Origin of the sequence: Antarctobacter aquimaris (genome assembly GCF_900184945.1) — a bacterium.
Classification (GTDB): Bacteria; Pseudomonadota; Alphaproteobacteria; order Rhodobacterales; family Rhodobacteraceae; genus Maliponia; species Maliponia aquimaris.
On sequence record NZ_FXYF01000002.1, the window covers coordinates 535,879 to 556,343 of the forward strand.

Below are 20,465 nucleotides of genomic sequence, written 5' to 3' on the forward strand. Positions count from 1 at the left end.
GTCTGGCCCGGCGTCGCGCACCGCCCGCCCCGTGTCGCTTTGCCCATTGCTCCGGAAAGATGCATCTGTCACACACAGTCCCGTGACCGGTCCCGGCGCGGCCTGCGCCGGGGGAAAGAGGGAATGCCGTGCGCCCCTGACAGGGCCAGTCGGCAGCTGCCCCCGCAACTGTAGGCGGAGAGCCTGGCCAAGACGCCACTGGAGCAATCCGGGAAGGCAGGCCCAGGCGAAGACCCGCAAGCCAGGAGACCTGCCGGACACCCGCGACCCGCCCCTTGCGGGAAACGGTTCCACCGGACGCCGGGGTGTGCGTCTGGCTCGTGTCCGTGGCGCGGGGTCCACCCGCCGTCGCGGCTCCGGGCCGGGCCTGTCCTGTCGTTCCAGACGCACCGCGCCGGGGATGGCGCGACATGGACAAGGACGACGACCGTGAGCTTTCTTCCGTCACGATGGCACAGGGCCCTTCTGGGGGCCTCGCTGGCGCTGCCCGCCACCCCGGCCCCGGCGCATTTCCTGCTCGAATACACCGCCGAGACGATCATCGCCCGGCCCGGCGAAGTGCCGGTGTCGCTGATCTTCTGGCACCCCTGGCAGAACGGCTACGTGATGGAGATGGCCCGCCCGCGCGCCTTCTACATGATCCATCGCGGCGACCGGACGGACCTGATGGACACGCTGGAACCCTTTGCCTTTGCCGGGGCCGAGAACACAGCCACCGCCTGGCGCGGCTCGGTGCCGGTGCGGCGCTCCGGCGACTACGTCCTCGTGACCGAACCCGAGTCCTATTACGAGCAGTCCGAGGACAAGTTCATCCAGCAGTTCGCCAAGGTGGTGCTGAACCGCAGCACCCTGCCCACCGACTGGACCGATCCCGTGGGCCTGCCGGCCGAGATCGTGCCGCTGACCAAGCCCTACAACGTGCTGGCCGGCGGCAGCTTTACCGGCCGCGTGCTGGCCGATGGACAGCCCGTGGCGGGGGCCGAGATCGAGGTCGAATTCATGGCCGCCCTGCCCGAGGGCGACCGCGCCGGCGCGCCGTCCGTCAAACCGCCGCCGGGCGGCGCGATGGTGGTTCTGTCGGACGCCGACGGCGTGTTCACCGTGACCGTGCCTCGCGCCGGGCACTGGGGCTTTGCCGCGCTGGCCATCGGCCCGGTGACGGAACACCAGGGTAAGCCGCTGAGCCAGGACGCGGTGCTGTGGATCCGCGCCTGGGACCTGGAATGAGGGGCCGCCATGCACATCGTTGACGGCGCGCTCTCGACCCCGGTCCTGGTCGGCGGCGCGGTCGCGGCGGCGGGCGGCATCGCGCTGGGCCTGCGCGCGCTGCCGCTGGAGCGGATCCCGGCGGCGGGCGTGCTCTCGGCCGCCTTCTTCGTCGCGGCGCTGATCCACGTGCCGCTCGGGCCCTCGTCGATCCACCTGATGCTGAACGGGCTGGCCGGGCTGATCCTGGGCTGGGCGGCCTTTCCGGCGCTGTTCGTCGGGCTCTTGTTGCAGGCGGTGTTCTTCGGCTTTGGCGGGCTGACCGTGCTGGGGGTCAACGCGGTCAACATCGCCCTGCCGGCGGTGCTGGTGGGCGTGCTCTTCGGCCGGCTGGTGGCGCGCTCCGCCCCGCTGGGGGCGGCGATCTGGGGCGGCATCGCCGGCGCGCTGTCGATCGCGCTGACCACCGTCATGGTCGCCCTGTCGCTGGCGCTGTCGGGGCGCGAGTTCCTCGCCGCAGCACACCTCGTGCTGGTCGCCCACCTGCCGCTGATGGCGGTCGAAGGCGTGCTCACCGGCTTTGCCGTCCTGCTGGCGCGCAAGGTCAAGCCGGACCTCTTCACCGCGCTGCGCGAGGACGTGGCATGAAACGGCTGGCCCTGATCTGCGCGCTGACCGCCCTGCCCGTCCCCACCCTCGCGCACAACGTGATCGCCGCCGTCTTTCCCTCCGGCAGCGCCATCGAGGGCGAGATCGGCTTTTCCAACGGCGACATGGCCGCCGACCAGCCGGTCGAAGTCTACGGCCCCGACGGCGCGCTGCTGGGCACCACCCGGACGGATGCCGAGGGCTTTTTCCTCTTCACCCCGACCCAGCCCGTCGCCCACAGCTTTCGCGCCGACATGGGCGCGGGTCACGTCGCCGACGTGACGCTGGCGGCCGAGGACGTCGCCCGCATCCTCGGCACCGCGCCCGCGCCCACGCCCGAACCCGCCGCCAATGCCCCCGCCGCGCCGCCCGGCAGCGGCCTCACCGCCGCCGACCGCGCCGAGATCGCCACCCTGCTGCGGGATGAGCTGCGCCCGCTGCGCCGCGAGATCGCCGCCTACCGCGAAAAGAACGACCTGCAGACCATCCTCGGCGGGCTCGGCTACATCCTCGGGCTGTTCGGGCTGGGCTTCTACCTCGCCGCCCGGCGCCAGATGAAAGGCTGACACCGATGGGTCACGTCCTCACCAACGGCGCCGCCACCCTGACCGAGACCGGCGCCGAACGCAGCGCCAGCCTGCTCGGCGCGCTCGACCCCCGCGCCCGCATCCTCGCCGCCCTGACCTACGGCATCACCGTGGTGGCGCTCGACACCCTGCCCGCGCTGACCCTCGCGCTGACCCTCTCGCTCACCCTGCTGGCGCTCTCCGGCCTGCCCGCCGGGCGCACCCTGAAACGGGTGGCGATGGTCGACGGCTTCATCCTCTTCATGCTGGCGCTGCTGCCCTTCACGGTCCCGGGCGATCCGATGTTCACCCTGTTCGGCTACCCGGCCAGCTGGCAGGGCCTCGCCCGCGCCATCGACATCGGCCTGACCGCCAACGCCGTCGTCCTCGCCCTCATGGTGCTGGTCGGCACGCTGGAGCCGGTCACGCTGGGCCACGCCCTGCACCGCCTGCGCGTGCCCGAAACGCTGGTGCACCTGATGATGTTCACCGTCCGCTACATCGAGGTGCTGCGCGAGGAATACCTCCGCCTGCGCGCCGCCATGAAGGTGCGCGGCTTTCGCCCCGGCACCAACTGGCACAGCTACCGCAGCTTCGGCTACCTCGTCGGCATGATGATGGTGCGCGCCATCGAACGCTCCGAACGCCTGCTGGGCGCGATGAAATGCCGGGGCTTTTCCGGCCGCATCGTGCTGTTGCAGGAGTTCCGCACCACCCGCGCCGACACCCTCTTTGCGCTGGTCGTGCTGGCCTGCCTGATCGCCCTCGCCGCGGTGGACCTGACATGGCGCTGATCGAGCTTCACGACCTGCACTTTGCCTACCCCGGCCAGCCCCCCGTGCTGGCGGGCGCGTCGATGCGGCTGGGCGCGGGTGAGCGTCTGTCGATCACCGGCGCCAACGGCGCGGGCAAATCGACCCTGCTGCGCATCATCCTGGGCCTCGTGCGCCCCGAGCGCGGCAGCGTGACCGTCTTCGACACCGAGCGCCGGCGCGAGGCCGATTTCCACGAGGTCCGCCGCCGCATCGGGCTGGTGTTCCAGGACCCCGACGACCAGCTGTTCTGCCCCACCGTGGCCGAGGACGTGGCATTCGGCCCGCTGAACCTGGGCAAGACGCGGGGGGAGGCGCTGGACATCGTCGACCGCCTGCTCACCGATCTCGACCTGCACCACCTGCGCGACCGCGTCACGCACAAGCTCTCGGGCGGCGAAAAGCGTCTGGTGACGCTGGCCACCGTGCTGGCGATGGACCCCGAGGTGCTGCTCTTGGACGAACCCACCAACGCGCTGGACCCCCGCAACGCCGACCGCCTGGCCGAGATCCTGACGGCGCTTCCCCAGCCGGTCCTGCTGGTCTCACACGACCCTGCGTTTCGGGAACGGATCGCGCCCTGTGCGTTGGAGTTGACCGAGGGGCGGCTGGTGCCGGTCTAGTACCCGCCCCAGATGCGGTTGGTGCCGTCAGACGAGGCCGTCAGGATTTGCGTCCCGTCAGGGGAAAACACTGCGCTGTTCACCCAGTCTTCATGCCCGGAGAGCCTGGCCATTTCCCGCCCTGTCGCGACATCCCAGACCCGCGCTGTCTCATCATTCGAGGCGGTTACTACCAGCGTACCATCCGGAGAAAACGCAGCCCGTGTGACAGTGTTGGAATGCCCCGATAGGGTAACAATTTGCTGACCCGTCGCTGCGTCCCAGACCCGAGCGGTCTTGTCACTGGAAGCTGTCAATATTCGTTTTCCGTCCGGTGAATAGGATGCACTCAACACAGCGTCCTTATGACCGATAAGCGTTCTGAGTTGCCGTCCCGTCTCAGAATCCCAGACCCTTGCAAGTCCATCGCCACAGGCAGTGACGACCCGCGTTCCGTTAGGGGAAAAAGCCGCGCTTCGAAAATCAATCCCGACACCTGACAGGGTCGCCACTACCCGGCCCGTTGCAACATCCCAAACCCGTGCGGTCTTGTCGCTGGAAGCCGTTACGACCCGCCGGCCATCGGGGGAAAACTCCGCGCTCAGAACGGAGTCACCGTGACCGATGAACGCTCTTAGTTGCCGTCCCGTCGCAGAATCCCAGACCCTTGCAAAACCATCGCCAGAGGCGGTGACGACCCGCGTTCCGTCGGGGGAAAAAGCTGCGCTTCGAAGTTCAATCCCAACAACCGCCAGAAGCCCGACACCTGACAGAGTCGCCACTACCTGGCCCGTTGCGACATCCCAAACCCGGGCGGTTTTGTCGCCGGAAGCCGTTACGATCCGCGTGCCATCCGGGGAGAATTCCGCGCTCCATAATATGCGTCCTCGACCAAGAATAGTTCTGACGCTTTTTTCCCAGTAGATGTCGAGCAACCGAGTGCTATCCAGTTCATCTGCCGCCAGAGCTGGCCCTTCTGGTTCTGCGCTGCGCTTGGCCTCCGCCTTCCATGCCGCCAACTGCTCCGCCAGCTTCCGCCGCTCCGCCTCGGCCGCCACGCGCGCCAGCCGCTCCGCCTCGGCCTTCTCCGCCGCCTTTCGCGCCGCCTCTTCGGCCTGCCGCCTGCGCTCTGCCTCGGCCTCCGCACCCTGCTGCCGAAGACGCTCCAGCTCGGCCTGCGCCGCGGCCAGTTGCGCCGCCAGCGCCGCGTTCCCCTCGTCCGGTGCGGGGGCCAGCGCCAGCAGTTCGGCCACCACCTTGGATTTCTGCGCGATCAGCGTCATCGGGATGGCAAAGTTGATCCCCTCGCGCGGGCTGCCCGCATGATGGAGCGCGATCACCTGGCGCGTGTCGTCGCTGAACACCGGCGATCCGGAATTGCCGTTCAGCGTGTCGCAGGTGTGGCGCATCTGCTTGCCCGCCAGCGGTTTGCTGTCCGTGGCGCGGCACTCCTTGCGGCTGACGTACAGCGCCTGCGGCACCGGCACCGGCGCCACCTGGAACACCGGGTGCCCCAGCACCATCAGCGGCATGCCGGCGTCGCGTGTCTCGTCGATGTCGCGCGCGGCCAGCTCCAGCGTGCCCCATTCCGCGGCCGGGTTGCCAAAGACCTGGAGGATGGCAAAGTCCAGATCGCCCGAGGCGCTGATCTCCACCGGCGCGGTGCCGACGTTGTAGGTCCGGGTGCCCTCCTCGATCCCGGTTTCCACGTAGCCGGTGATGAAGTTGATCGACTGCACCTGCCCGCCCTCCAGGCAATGCGCATTGGTCATCAGGTAGCGGTCGGAAATCAGGAAGGCGGTGCAATAGCCCACGCCCCGGGAAAAGGCCACGTCCAGCCGCCCCACGGCACGGCCCAGCCGGCGCAGTTCCGAGGACTCAGGGTAGAAGGACGCCGGCTCGGCATCGAATTCGCCACCGAAAGCCTGCTCGAACGTGATCGCCCCGGCGCTCTGCCTTGCCGTCACCACGACCTTGCCAAAGTTCTCCAACGGTGCGAGCGGGAAGTCCTGGGCGTCGGCGGCCCCGGCGCGGGCGAGGCCAAGGGCAAGGACCGAGGCGGCGGCGGTCAGGCGGGCAATTGACATGAGGCAATGGACTCCGGGCAATACGTGCCGCGTTAGCCTAACACGGTTGACGCGGCATCCGAGTCCGAAATGCCCGGCGCGGCGTCACGCGCGAAACCCTCGGCGTTTTGTACAAAAAGACATTTTTCGCGTACAGGACGTACAAAACGTACAAACCGACGCGGCGCCGCTACGGCGTCAGGAACCGCGAGATCCGGTCGTCCCAGAGCTGCGCCTCGCTGAGCGTTTCCACCAAGTCCGCGGGCTTTTCCACCTCCCGCGCCCCCGGCGCGGCGGCCAGGCTGTCCCAGGCGGCGGACAGGGCGGCGGGCAAAGTTCTGTGGGGAGTCAAACAGATACGCACCCCCAGCGCCGCCAGGTCGGCACCGGCCAGCGCGCCCTTGGGCTCTGGCACGATCAGCGGCAGGCGAGACACCTGCGCCGCCTCGGCCAGGACCTCGGGGGCACGCGCCCCGGTCACGAACAGCGCATCCGCCCCTTCGGCCCCGTAAGCCCTTACCCTGTCTATCAAATCTTGCGCCGCCAACAGCCGCGCATCGGTCCGCGCAACGATGACAAAGGACGGATCGCCCCGCGCCTCCAGCGCCGAAACCAGCCGCGCCCGCGCCTCTTCCAGCGACACCAGCGCCGGTGCCGTGGCGCCGAACCCGATGGGCAGCGCGGTGTCCTCCAGCGTCATCCCTGCAACGCCCACCGCCTCCAGTTCCTCGACCGTGCGCGTGGCGTGCAGCGCGTTGCCAAAGCCGTGGTCCGCATCCACCAGCAGCGGCAACGCCCCCGCACGGCAGATGCGGCGGCACAGGCCCGCGACCTCGTCCAGCGTCAACATCTGGTGGTCCGGCGCCCCCAGCACCGCCAATGCTGCCACCGATCCGCCCAGCATCGCCAGCGGAAACCCCAGCCGCGCCGCCGCCCGCACCGACAATGCGTCGTAGACCGAGGCGGGCCGCACGCAGCTGTCCCCCTCCAGGATCGCCCGCAAAACGCGGCGGGAGTCGGCGGGGGTCAACCGCTCAGAGCTCATCGCGCAGCCTCCGCTCCTGCGCCTCGCGCAGCAGCGCGGCAAAGCGATAGAACCCGTGCGCCATCTTGGAAAAGGGCGTCAGCAGGAAGAAGGTCAGCACGCTGCCCAGGTGCAGCGCCAGCAGCGCGCCGGTCAGCGCGGTCCCCGTGGCCGCATAGAGCAACAGACCGGACAGTCCGACAAACCCCAGGAGCCAGACAAAGGCCTTTTCGCCCGAGCTCCGCCCCGGCGTGCCCAGCTTTGGATCGGCCTTGCCGCGCAGCAGCATGAGCCCCGCGCAGCCCACCACCAGCAGGATGCCGCCCGGCACGCCCAGCAGCTTCGGCAGGGAAAAGAACCCATAAGGCGCCTTGATATCAAACACATAGTGCAGCACCGTCCCGGCCGAGGTCGCGGCGAAACACAGCAGAAAGCCGACCAGCACCGCCTGGTGCGCGTGGCGGCGCGCGTCGGAATAGCGCTCGCCCTTCTCATAGTTGCAGCCCTGCCCCTGGCCGCCCGACAGGTTGCGCAGCCGGGCCACGTCGCCCAGCGCCACGCGCAGATCGGCCAGCGTCAGCCCGCGGCCGCCCACCTCGCGCCAGTAGGCGCGCAGGCTGACGCCCAGCGCCGCCAGCGGCAGCAGGAAGGCGGGCGTGAAGATCGCCACCATCGCGCCATGGCTGAGCCAGGCGTAAAAGCCCTCACCCTCACCCGGCAGCGCGGCGATGGCCGCGAACATCAGCGCAAACCCGGCGACCAGCGCCGCCGCCAGCGCCCCACCGTTCTTCTGGAACACCCGCGCCAGACCCCCCGGCCAGGCCAGCCGCTCCCAGCTTTCGGCGCGGGCCGAGGCCAGCGCGCGCGGCAGGTTCAGGTCGAACTCGTGCGGGGCGGTGTACTGGCAGGCGTAGTAGCAGCCCCGGCAATTGTGGCACAGGTTCGCCAGCTGGGTTATGTCCCCGTCGGCAAAGACCTTTTCCCGGGTGATCGCCGGAAAGACCGAGCAGTAGCCTTCACAGTAGCGGCAGGCGTTGCAGACCTCGATCTGCCGGCGCGCCTCCATGACCGGATCGGACGAGATCGCCCCCGGGTCGGTCTGCAAACGGACGTCAAGCGACATGGGCGGCGGCCTCCTGTCCTGCGATGCGGCCAAAGACGGTGCCGATGGTCATGCCGAACCCGGCGAGATACCCCTGCCCCAGGATCGAACCTGCCATCATCTCTCCGGCGCTCCAGATGTTGTCATACAGCCCCTGCGGCCCGGTGGCGCGCGCGGTCAGGTCGACCTTGAGGCCGAGGTAGGTGAAGGTCACACCGGGGCGCAGTTCGTAGGCGTAAAAGGGCGGCTCGGCGATGGGGCGGGCCCAGTTGGTCTTGGCCGGGGTGAGGCCCTGCGTGGCCAGCCCGTCCAGCTCCTGCGGATGGAACGTGCCTGTTCCGCAGGCGGCGTTGAAGGCGTCCACCGTCTCTTGCAGCTTGGGCCCCGGCAGGCCCAGCTGCTGCGCCAGGCCCGGGATCGTGTCGGCGGTCACCGGCGGGTAGAGCGAGGGCATGAAGAGGTCGATGGAGCGCTGGTCGATGATCGAATAGGCCACCTGGTCGGGCTGCGCCGCCACCAGCCGGCCCCAGATGGCGTAGCGCTTGGGCCAGACGTCCTCGCCCTCATCATAGAACCGGTCGCCATCCTTGTTCACCACGATGGAGAAGGGCACGCAGTCCAGCCGCGTGGCGATGCCGCCGTCGTATTTCGGCGCGCGGCCGTCGATGGCGACGGCGTGGCACTGCGTGGGGTCGCCCACCGTCTGCGCGCCGTGGTCCAGCATGTCTTTCAGCACCAGCCCGCGGTTGTAGGGCGTGCCGCGGATCAGGAAGTTTTTCGCAGCCGGTCCCCAGGCACGGGCCAGCCAGTCGAGATCGGACTGGAAGCCGCCGGAGGCGAGGACAAAGGCGCGGCCCCGCAGCGTCACCCTCTGGCCGTCGATCTCGGCCTCGACATGGGTGGCGCGGGCGCCGTCGATGCCGACATGTTTGACCGTCGCCTCGTAGGCCACGATGATGCCCAGGTCCTCGGCGGTGATGTAGTAGGCGTTGACCAGCGCCTTGCCGCCGCCCAGGAAAAACGCGTTGGTGCGGTCCAGCGACAGCGTGCCCGACAGCGATTTCTGGAACCGCACGCCATGCGCCTGCATCCAGGGCAGGCAGTCCTCGGAGGTGCGGATCGCGTGGCGGGCCAGCGCCTCGTCGGTCTCGCCCTTGGTCACGCGCACAAGGTCCTGCCAGAATTCCTCTTCGTCGTAGGTATCGACCAGCGGACCCAAAGGGCCGTGGTGCATACAGCGAAAGTTGCGGGTGTGGCGCGAGTTGCCGCCGCGATAGTCGCGCGGCGCGCCTTCCAGGATCACCACCTTCGCCCCCGTCTCGGCCGCCTCGATGGCGGCGCAGAGACCCGCGTTGCCGCCGCCCACCACGATCACGTCCCACTCTTGGGAGCCGAGTTTCCGCGGATCGCTCATGTCAGTCCTCCCTGTCCAACGTGCGGCGCAGCATCCGCAGCCGCGTCAGCTGGGCGTTTTCAAGGTGCCGCCGCATGGCCTGCTCGGCCCCCTCGCCGTCGCGCGCCTCCAGCGCGGCCAGAACGGCGGCGTGTTCCTCCACCGCCTCGCGCGCCCGCACCGGCGATTCCATGCTGGAGGGGCCGAGGATCAGCAGGGTCTTTTCCACCGTCTCGGCCGATCTCAGCAGGAACCGGTTGCGCGCGGCATCCATCAGCCGGGCGTGGAACTGCCGGTTCAGCCGCACCAGCGCCTTGCCGTCGCCCTCGGCCGCCGCCATCTCGGCGTTGATCGACTTCAGCTCTTCCAGCTCGACCGGCGAGGCGGCGCGCGCCGCCAGCCGCGCGGCGGTGCCTTCCAGCACCGTGCGCATCTCGTACAGCTCCATGATCTCGGGGTAATCCAGCGTGCGCACGGCCGCGCCGGTGCGCGGCAGGTGGTCCACCAGCCCTTCGGATTCCAGCCGCCGGATCGCCTCGCGCACTGGGGTGCGGCTGATGTTCAGCCGCTCGGCGATCTCGGTCTCCAGCAGCCGCGCACCCGGTTTCAGCACGCCACAGCGGATCTCGTCGCACAGCCGGTCATAGGCGCTCTGCCCCTGCAACGGGCGGCCTGCCGTCTCTGGCCCACCCGGGGTCTGCTTTTCTCTTTCGCTCATGCGTCCCGTCGTATACACGTGGATACAAATGCGTCAAGACTCATCCCTCTCCCCCACCTCCCTCTGGTTGCGGCGCGCTGGAACGCTGGGCCTCGCGGCCCTGGGCGCGGCGCTGTTCTGGGCGCTGGGCCTGCCGCTGCCCTTCCTCTTTGGCCCGATGTTCGCCTGCCTTGGCGCCGCGCTGCTGGGCGCGCCGCTCAAGGGGCTGGGCCCGGTGTCCAAGGGCGCGCGCACGATCCTGGGCGTCGCGGTCGGCGCCTCGCTGACGCCGGAGGTGTTTCACCAGATCCCGCAGATGGCCGGGTCGGTCGCCTTTGTGCCGCTGTATATCGCCGCCATCGGGCTGATCGGCGTGCCCTATTTCCACAAGATCTGCGGCTTTGACCTGCCGACCGCCTATTTCGCCTCGATGCCCGGCGGGTTGCAGGACATGGTGGTCTTTGGCCAGGAGGCCGGGGCCGACGTGCGGGCACTGTCGCTGATCCATGCGACGCGGGTGCTGGTGATCGTGACCATCGTGCCGGCGGTGCTGGTCTGGTTCTTTGAGAACCCGCTGGCCGAACCGATCGGCGCGCCCGCCAGCGACCTGCCCCTGACCGAACTGCTGATCATGACGGCGGCGGCGCTGGGCGGCTGGCGGCTGGGCGCGCGGATCGGCCTGTTTGGCGCGGCGATCCTGGGGCCGCTGATCGTGACCGCGATCCTTTCGCTGGGCGGCATCATCGAACACCGCCCGCCGCGCGAGGCGATCCTGTTTGCGCAGTTCTTCATCGGCATCGGCATCGGCGTGGGCTATGTCGGCGTCACCCTGCACGAACTGCGCAAGGATGTTCTGTCGGGCATGGTCTTTGTGCTGATCCTCGCGGTGCTGGCCTTCATCGTGACCGAAATGGTGGTGCTGCTGGGTCTCGCCTCGCCGATGGAGGGGTTCCTGGCCTTTGCCCCCGGCGGGCAGGCGGAAATGACCGTTCTGGCGATCATCGCCGGGGCCGACCTGGGCTTTGTCGTGGTGCATCACCTGGCGCGGCTGATCCTCGTGATCCTGGGCGCGCCGATTGCGGCGGCGATGCTGGGCCTGCGTCCGCGACGCGGCACAAAAGGTGAATAAACCTAAATCGCGCATTCGTAAAATGCATTTGATTTATGTACCCCCCCTTGCCATGGTCCCCTGAGGCCGGAAGATTGCCGGTTCCGAAAGCCGCGGGTCAACCGCGGACCGCACGACCAGGGAGGACACACCGTGCACACCAAATCCATCGTCGCCGCCTTTGCGGCAGGCGCGCTTGCGGCTGTCACCGCACAAGGCGCAGCAGCACAATCCTACGAAGGCAAGACCATCGAACTGACCATTCCGTTTTCGGAATCCGGCGGCTCGGCCAAGTGGGCCAACTTCTACGCCCCGCTTCTGTCCGAGGCGCTGCCGGGCAAGCCGACCGTCGTGGTCCGCTACCGCCCCGGCGCCGGGTCGACCGAGGGCGCGAACTGGTTCCAGGGGCAGCAGGACGCCGGCGACGGGCTGACCGTCTTCGGCGACTCCGGATCGACCAAGTTCCCCTACCTGCTGGGCGACCCGCGGGTGCGCTATGAATACAACGACTGGCAGCCGGTGCTGGCCTCGGCCACCGGCGGTGTCGTCTACCTGCCGCCGGACCTGGGCGCCAAGTTCGACGGCGACATGGACGACCTGAAGGAAGAGTTCTTCCTCTACGGCTCGCAGGGGGCCACGACGCTGGACCTCGTGCCGCTGCTGGCGTTCAAGATGCTCGGCCTCCAGGTCGACCCGGTGTTCGGCGTCGAGGGGCGCGGCGACGGCCGGCTGATGTTCGAACGCGGCGAAGCCAACATCGACTACCAGACCTCTTCGGCCTACCTCGCCAACGTGCAGCCGCTGGTGGACCAGGGACTCGCCGTGCCGATCTTCAGTTGGGGCGCGCTGGACGACAACGGCGTGATCGTCCGTGACCCGACCTTCCCGGACATGCCGACCTTCAAGGAGGTCTGCGAGGCCACCGAAGGCTGCGAGACCTCGGGCATCGAATGGGACGCCTACAAGGCCTTCTTCGTGGCCGGCTTTGCCAACCAGAAGACGATCTTCCTGCCGCAATCCGCGCCGCAGGAGGTGGTGGACACCTATGTCGCCGCGCTGAAGACCATCGTCAGCGCGCCCGGCTTCAACGACAACGCGGGTGAAGTGCTGGGCGCCTATGCACAGCTGGTCGGCGCGGCGGCGGTCGAGGCGACCGAGCAGGCGACGACCATCTCCCCCGAGGCCAAGCAGTTCGTCATCGACTGGCTCAAGGACGCCTACGGCGTGACGCTCGAGTGAGCCGCCCGGCCTGACCATACCCCGCCCGGACCGTCCCGGGCGGGGTTCCCTGTCGTCATGAGCCACCGGAGCCTGCAATGGACCTATTCGCCCACGCGCTGAGCAGCCTCGGCGATGCCTTCGCCATGATCCTGCGTCCGCAACAGATCATGTATCTTCTCGGCGGCGTGCTGCTGGGCCTGTCCATCGGGGTCCTGCCCGGACTGGGCGGCATCGCCGGTCTCGCGCTGCTCTTGCCCTTCATGTACGGGATGGAACCGGTCTCGGGCCTGGCGCTGATGGTCGGCCTGCTCGCGGTGATCCCGACCTCGGACACCTTCTCGTCCGTGTTGCTGGGCATTCCCGGCTCATCCGCCTCGCAGGCCACGGTGCTGGACGGCTTTCCGCTGTCGCAGCAGGGCCATGCCGCACGGGCGCTGTCGGCGGCCTTTGTCTCGTCGCTGTTCGGCGGGTTGTTCGGCGCGGTGGTCCTGACGGTCTTCATCTTCATCGCGCGGCCGCTGATCCTGGCCTTCGGCCTGCCCGAGATGCTGATGATCACCATCCTGGGCCTGTCCATGGTGGCCATCCTCGCCGGCCGCGTGCCGCTGAAGGGCATCGTGGCGGCGGGTCTTGGCCTGATGTTCGGCACCATCGGATCGGCCCCGGCGGGCGGCTCCCTGCGGATGTCCAGCTATGACTACCCCTACCTTGTCGACGGCTTCCAGCTGGTGATCGTCGGCCTGGGCATCTACGCCATTCCGGAAATCGTGTCGCTGCTGCGGCAGGACAAGCCCATCGCCGAGGGCGGCAAGCTGGGCGATGGCTGGGGCCAGGGCCTGCGCGACTGGTGGCAGCACAAGTGGCTGTCGTTCCGCTGCGCACTGATCGGCGTGGTCGTCGGCGTCATTCCCGGGCTCGGCGGGTCGGTGGTGGACTGGCTGGCCTACGGGTCCGCCGTGCAGACCGCCAAGGACAAGTCGATGTTCGGCCAGGGCGACATCCGCGGCGTCATCGCGCCGGAATCCTCCAACAACGCCAAGGAAGGCGGCGGGCTGGTGCCGACGCTGATCTTTGGCATCCCCGGCTCCGGCTCCATGGCGATCTTTCTCGGCGGTCTGGCACTGCTGAACATGACGCCGGGCCCGCAGATGGTGCGCAACAATCTCGACATCACCTACACCATCGTCTGGTCGCTGGCGCTGGCCAACGTCTTTGGCGCGGGGCTCTGCATCCTGCTGTCCAAGTACATCGCCAAGATGACGACGATCCGCTTTACCATCATCGCGCCTTACCTCTTCATGATCATCGCCTTTGCCGCCTTCCAGTCGCGCCAGTCGGCGCTGGACCTCGCCGCGCTGGTGGGCATCGGCGTGCTGGGCATCCTGCTGCGCCGCTTCGATTTTTCCCGCCCGGCCTTTCTGATCGGCTTTGTGCTGAGCCAGCAGACCGAGATTTTCGTCAACCAGGCGGTGCAGATCGCCGGGTCGCGGTTCCGCCGCTCGGCCGAGGCGGGCTGGGACTACATCGCCTCGCCGATCACCATCGTCCTGCTGATCCTGACCGTGGTCTCGGTCGTGGTGGGCATCAAGGCGTCCAAGAACATCCGCGAGAACATCGACGCCCCCACCGGAACCAAGACCGCGCCGCTGATCTTCCTGTCGGCCATCACGCTCTACATCGCGATTTCCAGCTGGGACGCGTGGAACGTCGGCCGCCTGCAGGACCGCATCTTTCCGTTGACCATCGGCCTTGTCACGCTGGCGGGCGGACTGGTGCTGCTGGCGCGGATGGCCATGAGACCGGCCAGCGACGACGTCTTCATCGACCTCGAACAGGGCACCGAGGGGACGGCGACGCATGGCCTGTGGTCCACGCTGCTGTGGTTCTTTGCCCTGGTGGTGATGACCTTTGCGGTGGGGCTGTTCCTGGCGCTGACGGTCTTCCTTGTCGCCTTCTTCCGGGTGCGGGGCGGCTTTGGCTGGGGGCGGACGCTGTTCGCCTCGGCGCTGGGGCTGGCCTTCATCTGCGGGCTGGCCGCACTTCTGGGCCGTGACCTGCCGCCGGGCCACCTGCAAACGCTGGTCGACCTGCCCTGGCCCCTGACCTGACCCTGCACCCAGAGACGAGCATGACCCAGACCGCCATCCCCTACCTCTTCCTGCGCGGCGGCACCTCGCGCGGGCCCTACTTTCGCCGCGCCGACCTGCCCGAGGACCGCGAAACCCTGACAGACGTCCTCATGTCGGTCTGCGGCGCGGGCCACCCGCTGAACATCGACGGGCTGGGCGGCGGCAACGCCGTCACCACCAAGGTGGCGATGCTGTCGGCCTCCGAACGGGCAGATTGCGACGTGGACTATTTCTTTGCCCAGGTCGCGGTGGAAAAGCGCGAGGTCGATTACCGCCCGACCTGCGGCAACATCATGGTGGGCGTCGGTCCGGCGGCCATCGAGATGGGGCTGGTGCCCGCGCAGGACGGGGAAACCGTGGTGCGCATCCACGCCGTCAACACCGGCGCGGTGGTCGAGTCGGTGGTGCAGACCCCGGGCGGGCGCGTGCAGTATGACGGCGACGCCACGATCCCCGGCGTGCCGGGATGCGCCGCGCCGATCCGGCTGGGCTTCATGGAAACCGTGGGCTCGCTGACGGGCAAGCTGTTGCCCACCGGCAACCTGCGCGACGTGATCGACGGGATCGAGGTCACCTGCCTGGATGTGGCCATGCCGGTCATGTTCGCGCGGGCCGAGGATTTTGGCATCACCGGGTTCGAGACGCAGCAGGAGCTGGACGAGAACAAGGACCTCTTTGCCCGGATGGAGCCGGTGCGCCTGAAGGCGGGCGCGCTGATGGGCATGGGCGACGTGTCGAAATCCGTCACGCCCAAACTGACCCTGCTGGCCGCGCCGAAACACGGCGGCACCGTGACCGCGCGCTATTTCATGCCGTGGAGCTGCCATCCCTCGATGGCCGTCACCGGCGCGCAGTGCATCGCCGCCTGTGCGATCCTGCCCGGCACCGTGGCCGAGGGGCTGGCCGAGGGCACCGCCGGGCGCGATGCGCCGCTGACCGTGGGGGTCGAACACGCCACCGGCACCTTTGAGGTGGTGGTCGACTTTGCCCGCACCGAAGGCGGGATCGACATCCGCTCGGCCGGGCTGGTGCGCACCGCCCGCCTGCTGGCGCGCGGCGAGGTCATGGTGCCCCGGGCGGTGTGGAAAGGCTTCTCGTGAGGCCGGGAATGGCATACCATGGTATACGGACTTGATCCCGACGAGGTTTGCCATGCCCACCACCACCCCGCTCGACCGCGCCGCCGCCGCGCTGACCGAGGCCCTGGCCGAGGTGAAGACCGAGATCACCAGCTACCCCGCCCCCATCGCCGGCTGTGACGCGCAGTTCAACGCGCTGCTCGACACCCGCCGCCGGCTGGAACGCGCGCTGGAGGAATTGAACCGCCCCGAGTTCATCCCCACGCCCCGCCAGCCTGCCTGAGAACGGAGCCGACCGCCCATGCCCCAGCACGTCTTTGAAACGCTTGCCGACACCTTTGCCGCCGAAGGGGTCGAGGCCTGCTTTGCCCTGCTGGGCGATGCCAACATGGCTTGGGCCGCGGCGCTGGCGGATCGCGGCGTGCGCATGGTCTATGTCCGGCACGAACACTGCGCCGTCGCCGCCGCCACCGCCTACGCCCGCAAGTCAGGACGGCCCGGCATCGCCACCGTCACCTGCGGGCCGGGGCTGACGCAGGTGCTGACCGCCCTGCCCGCCGCCGTGCGCGCGCGCATCCCGCTGGTGATCTTCGCCGGCGAGGCGCCGCTGGGCGCGGCCTGGTACAACCAGTCCATCGACCAGGGGCCGTTCGTCACCGCGACCGGCGCACGCTACCGCGCGCTGCACCACGTCCCGCGCATGGCCGAGGCGGTGCGCGACGCCTTTGTCGAGGCGCAGGAAGACCGCGTGCCGGTGGTGCTGGGCGTGCCCTTCGACCTTCAGGCACAGGTCCCGGCCAAGCCGCTGGCGCTGCCGGTGCCGTCGTCCGAGATCCTGCCGCACCCCTCGCCGATGCCGCCGCATCCCGCCGACCTGACCGCCGCCGCCGCCCGCATCGCCAAGGCGCAGCGCATCGTCGTCATGGCGGGGCTGGGGGCGGCCGCCTCCGGCGCGGCGGAGGCCTGCCGCGCCTTGGCCGAACGGCGCAGCGCGCTGCTGGCCACGACGCTGCCCGCGCGCGGGCTGTTCCATGGCGACCCGTTCTGCCTGGGCATCGCGGGGGGCTTTTCCTCCACGCTGGCGCGCGCCTGCTTTGCCGAGGCCGACCTCGTGATCGCCGTGGGCTGCCGCCTCGCACAGCACACCCTGGACAAGGGCAAGCTGTTCCCTCGCGCCGAGATCCTGCAGATCGACACGCAGCCCCGCGCCCTCAGCCAGGGCCTGATCCCCGCCGCCCACCACCTGCGCGGTGATGCGCGCCTGACCGTCGAGGCGCTGTGCGAGGCGCTGCCCGGCGCCGAGGGCTGGCGCAGCGACCGGCTGGCCCATGCCATCGCCCAGGCGCCGTCGGACACCGCGACCTTCCCGCCCGAGCCGGGCTTGCATGACCCGCGCGACGTGGTCACGGCGCTGGACGCGGCGCTGCCCGAGGGCTGGCAGATGGTCAACTCCTCCGGGCATTGCTCGTTCTACGTCGCGCACATGGACCGGCCCTTTGACCGGTTCCTGACGATCCGCGAGTTCGGCGCCATCGGCAACGGCCTCTCCTATGCCATGGGCGTCGCCACCGCCCGCCCCGATGACACCGTGGTGCTGTTCGACGGCGACGGATCGGTCCTGATGCATGTGCAGGAGCTCGAGACCATCCGCCGCCACGGCCTGAACATCCTGGTCTGCGTGCTGAACGACCGCGCCTATGGCTCGGAGATCCACAAGCTGCGCGACGAGGGGCTGTCCGAGGCCGGGGCCGTCTTTGGCGACACCGACCTCGCCGCCATCGCGCGCGGCTTTGGCCTCGACGCCGAGCGGGTGAGCGACCTTGCTGCCCTGCCCGCCCATATCGCGCGCTTTGCGGCCTCCGGTGGCGCGATGCTGCTGGATTTCCCGGTGTCGGACAAGGTCGCCTCACCCGTCATTCGCCGCGCCCACCCCTCGGGGCATATCGGCACCGAACACCCCGTCGACCTGGAGGATTTGCTGTGAAGGTTCACGTTCTCGACGATTGGTACGATGTGCTGCGCGGGTTGCCCAGCTTTGCCCTGCTCGACGGGCACGAGGTGACGGTCTGGACCGACCGCGCGCCCGACGAGGCGACGCTGGCCACGCGGCTGAAGGACGCCGAGGCGGTGGTCCTGTTCCGCGACCGCACCGCCATCACCGCCACGCTGGCGGCGCAGTTGACCGGGCCGAAACTGATCGCCATGCGCGGCCAGCACAATCACGTCGACCACGCGGCGCTGACACGGGCGGGCGTGCTGTTCTGTTCGCACATGGCCAAGGACGGGCCGTCCACCTCGACCGCCGAGCTGACGCTGGGCCTGATCATCGCCGCGCTGCGCTACCTGCCCGACCAGATCGCCTCGGCCCGTGCCGGCCAGTGGCAGGGCGGCGCGCCGCTGGGCCGCAACGTGGGCGGCAAGGTGCTGGGCCTCTACGGCTACGGCAAGATCGGCCAGGCGGTCGCCGGCTATGCCCGCGCCCTGGGGATGCAGGTGCAGTGGTGGGCCAGCGACGAAGGCCGCACGCGGGCGCAGGCGGCGGGCGAAAGCGTGCCCGAAAGCCGCGAGGCCTTTTTCGCCACCTCGGACGTCATCAGCATCCACAAGCGGCTGACCCCGCCGACGAAGGGCGAGATCACCCATGGCGACCTGATGGCGATGAAACCGGACTCGGTCCTGGTCAACACCTCGCGCGCCGGGCTGATCGCGCCGGGCGCGGTGCTGGCGGCGCTGGAGGCCGGGCGGATCGGCCGCGCCGCGCTGGACGTCTTTGACGGCGAGCCGGTGACGGACCCCTCCGACCCGCTGCTGTCGCACCCACGGGTGATCCCCACGCCGCACGTCGGCTTTGTCACCGCCGAGGAACTGGACCGCCAGTTCACCGACATCTACGCGCTGGTCAATGCCTACGCGACCGGTGATCCGCAGCACATAATCAACCCCGCGGCCTGGACCGGGGATCGGCGCTGATCCGCAGGTGATCCGGGAAATGCGCCTGCATCTCGTCTTCGATCCGCTGCAACAGCGCGGCCGCGCCCTCGGACAACGGCGCGCCGCGCCGCGACACGACGCCCAGCTTGCGCTGCAACCGCACCCCGTCAAAGGGGCGCGACACCAGTGCTGTGGGCGCCATCGACAGCGCCGATTGCGGCAGGATGGTCAGCGCCATGCCCCGCGCCACCAGCCGCATGGCCATGGTCGCGCTCTGCACCTCGAACTGCCAGCGCAGGCGGTCACGCATCTGGCCAAAGGCGATGTCCAGCAGCTGCCGGTTCTTCGACTGCGAGGAGATGCGCACCATGGCAAGCCCCTCGATGTCGTCCAGCGTCACGCTGGCCCGCGCCGCCAGCGGGTGATCCTGCGGCAGGAAAAGGTGGTAATCCTCGTCCGCCAAGGGGCGGATGCGCAGGTCCGCCAGTTCCGCCGTGACGATGGTCAGCCCGAATTCCGCCGCCCCGCTGCGCACCGCCTCGACGATGCGCGTCACCGGGATGTCCAGCAGGTCAAAGGAGATGTCGGGCCGGTCCTGTTGCAGCCCATGCAGCACGGCGGGCAGAAAGGAATTGGCCACCGTCGGCAGGCAGGCAAAGGCAAAGCGCCGCGCCCGGTTCTGCGCGCCCGCCCGCGCCGCCTCATAGGTGTCCTGCAACGCCTTGAGCAGGCGCCGCGCCTCGGGCAGCAGTGCCTGCCCCGCCTGCGTGAGCGACACCTCGCGGCTCGACCTGATCAGCAGCGGCGCGCCGAGATCCTCCTCGATCTTGCGCAGCCGGTGGCTGAGCGCCGCCTGGCTGAGGCTCAAGGCCTCGGCCGCGCGCTGGAACGAGCCATAGTCGGCGATGGCCACAAAGGCCTCGAGGCCAAGGTAATCGACGCGCATTTCGGCTCCTCCGGGTCGGTGCCCGCCACGCTACAGCCGCGCGCGGCGGGGGCAACCCCATGACGCTGGCCGACCTGGTGATGCCCGAGGGGATGAGCGCGCTGGTCTTTGGCGTGCTGATGGGCACCAGCTTTGTCGCCTCGCTGATCACGGTCGCCTTTGGCATCGGCGGTGGCGGGCTCTTGCTGGCGGTGATGGCGACGCTGGTGCCCCCGGCGGCGCTGATCCCGACGCATGGGGTGATCCAGATCGGGTCGAACCTGGGCCGGGCGGTGCTGACCTTCCGGCACATCTACTGGCCCGCCCTGCCGGCCTTCTCCGTAGGCTCACTGATCGGCGCGGGGCTGGGCGGTGCGCTGGTGGTCAACCTGCCGTCGCACTGGGTGCAGATCGGCGTGGGCGGCTTCGTGCTGTGGTCCGTGCTGGGCAGGCCGCCCCGCCAGGTGCGCGACTGGCCGGGCGTGGTGGGGCTGGTGTCCAGCTTTCTGACCATGTTCTTTGGCGCGACCGGGCTGTTCGTGGCGACTTTCACCAAGTCACAGAAACTGCCGCGACACGCCCATGTCGCCACGCATGCGGCGCTGATGACCGTGCAGCACGGGCTGAAGACGCTGGCCTTCGGCCTGCTGGGGTTCGCCTTTTCGCACTGGTGGGGCTTTGTCGTGGCGATGATCGCGGCGGGGTTCCTGGGCACGCTGGTCGGACGCGTGTTCCTCAACCGAATGGACGACCGCCGTTTTCGCATCGCGCTGGACGTGCTGCTGGTCGCGCTGGCGGTCAAGCTGGTCTGGGGCGGGGTCTCTGCCTGGTGGGCAGGTCCGAGTTAGGCGGGCATCGAGCGAAGGGCTGCGCCCGAGCCTGGGAGGGCGCACAAGAACGATCGCGTTGAGCGCCGCGCTATCAAGCCCGCATGTCATGCGTGCGATGAGCCACAC

Annotated in this window: 19 protein-coding genes and 1 riboswitch; of the genes, 13 read left to right on the forward strand and 6 right to left on the reverse strand. The window is 69.1% G+C overall.

Annotation, left to right across the window (positions count from 1 at the left end; all coding sequences use genetic code 11):
* Nucleotides 1-70: 70 nt before the first annotated feature.
* A riboswitch (cobalamin riboswitch) is annotated at nt 71-272 on the forward strand.
* A 157-nt stretch (nt 273-429) separates the two neighbouring features.
* The 5 genes from MAA8898_RS05290 to MAA8898_RS05310 are packed head-to-tail and all read left to right on the forward strand — an operon-like array spanning nt 430 to nt 3,855.
* On the forward strand, nt 430-1,227 hold the full coding sequence (locus MAA8898_RS05290) for a DUF4198 domain-containing protein (RefSeq protein ID WP_245853244.1): 798 nt from the start codon (nt 430-432) through the stop codon (nt 1,225-1,227).
* Between the two features lie 9 nt (nt 1,228-1,236).
* Nucleotides 1,237-1,854, forward strand: a complete 618-nt coding sequence (cbiM, locus tag MAA8898_RS05295) for a cobalt transporter CbiM (RefSeq protein ID WP_094019924.1) — start codon at nt 1,237-1,239, stop codon at nt 1,852-1,854.
* Nucleotides 1,851-2,420 carry a NikL family nickel/cobalt ECF transporter subunit gene (locus MAA8898_RS05300; protein ID WP_094019925.1) on the forward strand — a complete coding sequence of 190 codons (570 nt, stop codon included), beginning with the start codon at nt 1,851-1,853 and terminating at the stop codon, nt 2,418-2,420. Before cbiM ends, MAA8898_RS05300 begins: the two co-directional genes overlap by 4 nt.
* Nucleotides 2,421-2,425: 5 nt before the next feature.
* Entirely contained in the window at nt 2,426-3,214 is a 789-nt protein-coding gene (gene cbiQ / locus MAA8898_RS05305) for a cobalt ECF transporter T component CbiQ (RefSeq protein ID WP_094019926.1), read from the forward strand.
* Complete coding sequence (locus tag MAA8898_RS05310; RefSeq protein ID WP_094019927.1) at nt 3,205-3,855, forward strand: energy-coupling factor ABC transporter ATP-binding protein; 651 nt, start codon at nt 3,205-3,207, stop codon at nt 3,853-3,855. The genes cbiQ and MAA8898_RS05310 overlap by 10 nt, the downstream gene beginning before the upstream one ends.
* Here MAA8898_RS05310 and MAA8898_RS05315 read toward each other — a convergent pair.
* The 5 genes from MAA8898_RS05315 to MAA8898_RS05335 all read right to left on the reverse strand — a co-directional run bounded on the left by MAA8898_RS05315 (nt 3,852) and on the right by MAA8898_RS05335 (nt 10,137).
* Nucleotides 3,852-5,921: a trypsin-like peptidase domain-containing protein gene (locus tag MAA8898_RS05315; RefSeq protein WP_094019928.1), complete on the reverse strand. Its 2,070-nt coding sequence runs from the start codon at nt 5,919-5,921 to the stop codon at nt 3,852-3,854. The two genes, MAA8898_RS05310 and MAA8898_RS05315, sit on opposite strands and share 4 nt — an antisense overlap.
* Before the next feature lie 169 nt (nt 5,922-6,090).
* Nucleotides 6,091-6,945: an isocitrate lyase/PEP mutase family protein gene (locus tag MAA8898_RS05320; RefSeq protein ID WP_094019929.1), complete on the reverse strand. Its 855-nt coding sequence runs from the start codon at nt 6,943-6,945 to the stop codon at nt 6,091-6,093.
* Nucleotides 6,935-8,047 carry a tricarballylate utilization 4Fe-4S protein TcuB gene (gene tcuB, locus MAA8898_RS05325; RefSeq protein ID WP_094019930.1) on the reverse strand — a complete coding sequence of 371 codons (1,113 nt, stop codon included), beginning with the start codon at nt 8,045-8,047 and terminating at the stop codon, nt 6,935-6,937. The genes MAA8898_RS05320 and tcuB overlap by 11 nt, the downstream gene beginning before the upstream one ends.
* Complete coding sequence (gene tcuA, locus MAA8898_RS05330) at nt 8,037-9,440, reverse strand: FAD-dependent tricarballylate dehydrogenase TcuA (RefSeq protein WP_094019931.1); 1,404 nt, start codon at nt 9,438-9,440, stop codon at nt 8,037-8,039. Before tcuA ends, tcuB begins: the two co-directional genes overlap by 11 nt.
* Before the next feature lies 1 nt (nt 9,441).
* Entirely contained in the window at nt 9,442-10,137 is a 696-nt protein-coding gene (locus tag MAA8898_RS05335; protein WP_094019932.1) for a GntR family transcriptional regulator, read from the reverse strand.
* 28 nt (nt 10,138-10,165) lie between these two features.
* On the opposite strand from MAA8898_RS05335, the gene MAA8898_RS05340 reads away from it, so the two are divergent.
* The 7 genes from MAA8898_RS05340 (at nt 10,166) to MAA8898_RS05370 (ending at nt 18,623) form a co-directional block, all read left to right on the forward strand.
* Nucleotides 10,166-11,245, forward strand: coding sequence for an AbrB family transcriptional regulator (locus MAA8898_RS05340; protein ID WP_094019933.1), 1,080 nt, complete (start codon nt 10,166-10,168; stop codon nt 11,243-11,245).
* 132 nt (nt 11,246-11,377) lie between these two features.
* Nucleotides 11,378-12,463 (forward strand): type 2 periplasmic-binding domain-containing protein, encoded by a 1,086-nt coding sequence (locus tag MAA8898_RS05345; RefSeq protein WP_176445070.1) that lies wholly within the window; start codon nt 11,378-11,380, stop codon nt 12,461-12,463.
* Between the two features lie 77 nt (nt 12,464-12,540).
* On the forward strand, nt 12,541-14,553 hold the full coding sequence (locus MAA8898_RS05350; RefSeq protein WP_094019934.1) for a tripartite tricarboxylate transporter permease: 2,013 nt from the start codon (nt 12,541-12,543) through the stop codon (nt 14,551-14,553).
* A gap of 20 nt (nt 14,554-14,573) precedes the next feature.
* Nucleotides 14,574-15,674 (forward strand): 4-oxalomesaconate tautomerase, encoded by a 1,101-nt coding sequence (locus tag MAA8898_RS05355; protein WP_094019935.1) that lies wholly within the window; start codon nt 14,574-14,576, stop codon nt 15,672-15,674.
* A 52-nt stretch (nt 15,675-15,726) separates the two neighbouring features.
* On the forward strand, nt 15,727-15,936 hold the full coding sequence (locus MAA8898_RS05360; RefSeq protein ID WP_094019936.1) for a hypothetical protein: 210 nt from the start codon (nt 15,727-15,729) through the stop codon (nt 15,934-15,936).
* 18 nt (nt 15,937-15,954) lie between these two features.
* On the forward strand, nt 15,955-17,637 hold the full coding sequence (locus MAA8898_RS05365; RefSeq protein ID WP_094019937.1) for a thiamine pyrophosphate-binding protein: 1,683 nt from the start codon (nt 15,955-15,957) through the stop codon (nt 17,635-17,637).
* Nucleotides 17,634-18,623 (forward strand): D-2-hydroxyacid dehydrogenase family protein, encoded by a 990-nt coding sequence (locus MAA8898_RS05370; RefSeq protein WP_094019938.1) that lies wholly within the window; start codon nt 17,634-17,636, stop codon nt 18,621-18,623. The genes MAA8898_RS05365 and MAA8898_RS05370 overlap by 4 nt, the downstream gene beginning before the upstream one ends.
* Here the strand turns inward: MAA8898_RS05370 and MAA8898_RS05375 are convergent.
* Complete coding sequence (locus MAA8898_RS05375; protein ID WP_094019939.1) at nt 18,589-19,530, reverse strand: LysR family transcriptional regulator; 942 nt, start codon at nt 19,528-19,530, stop codon at nt 18,589-18,591. The genes MAA8898_RS05370 and MAA8898_RS05375 overlap by 35 nt on opposite strands.
* Nucleotides 19,531-19,589: 59 nt before the next feature.
* Between MAA8898_RS05375 and MAA8898_RS05380 the strand changes: the two genes are divergently transcribed.
* Nucleotides 19,590-20,357 carry a sulfite exporter TauE/SafE family protein gene (locus MAA8898_RS05380; protein ID WP_094019940.1) on the forward strand — a complete coding sequence of 256 codons (768 nt, stop codon included), beginning with the start codon at nt 19,590-19,592 and terminating at the stop codon, nt 20,355-20,357.
* Nucleotides 20,358-20,465: the final 108 nt, after the last annotated feature.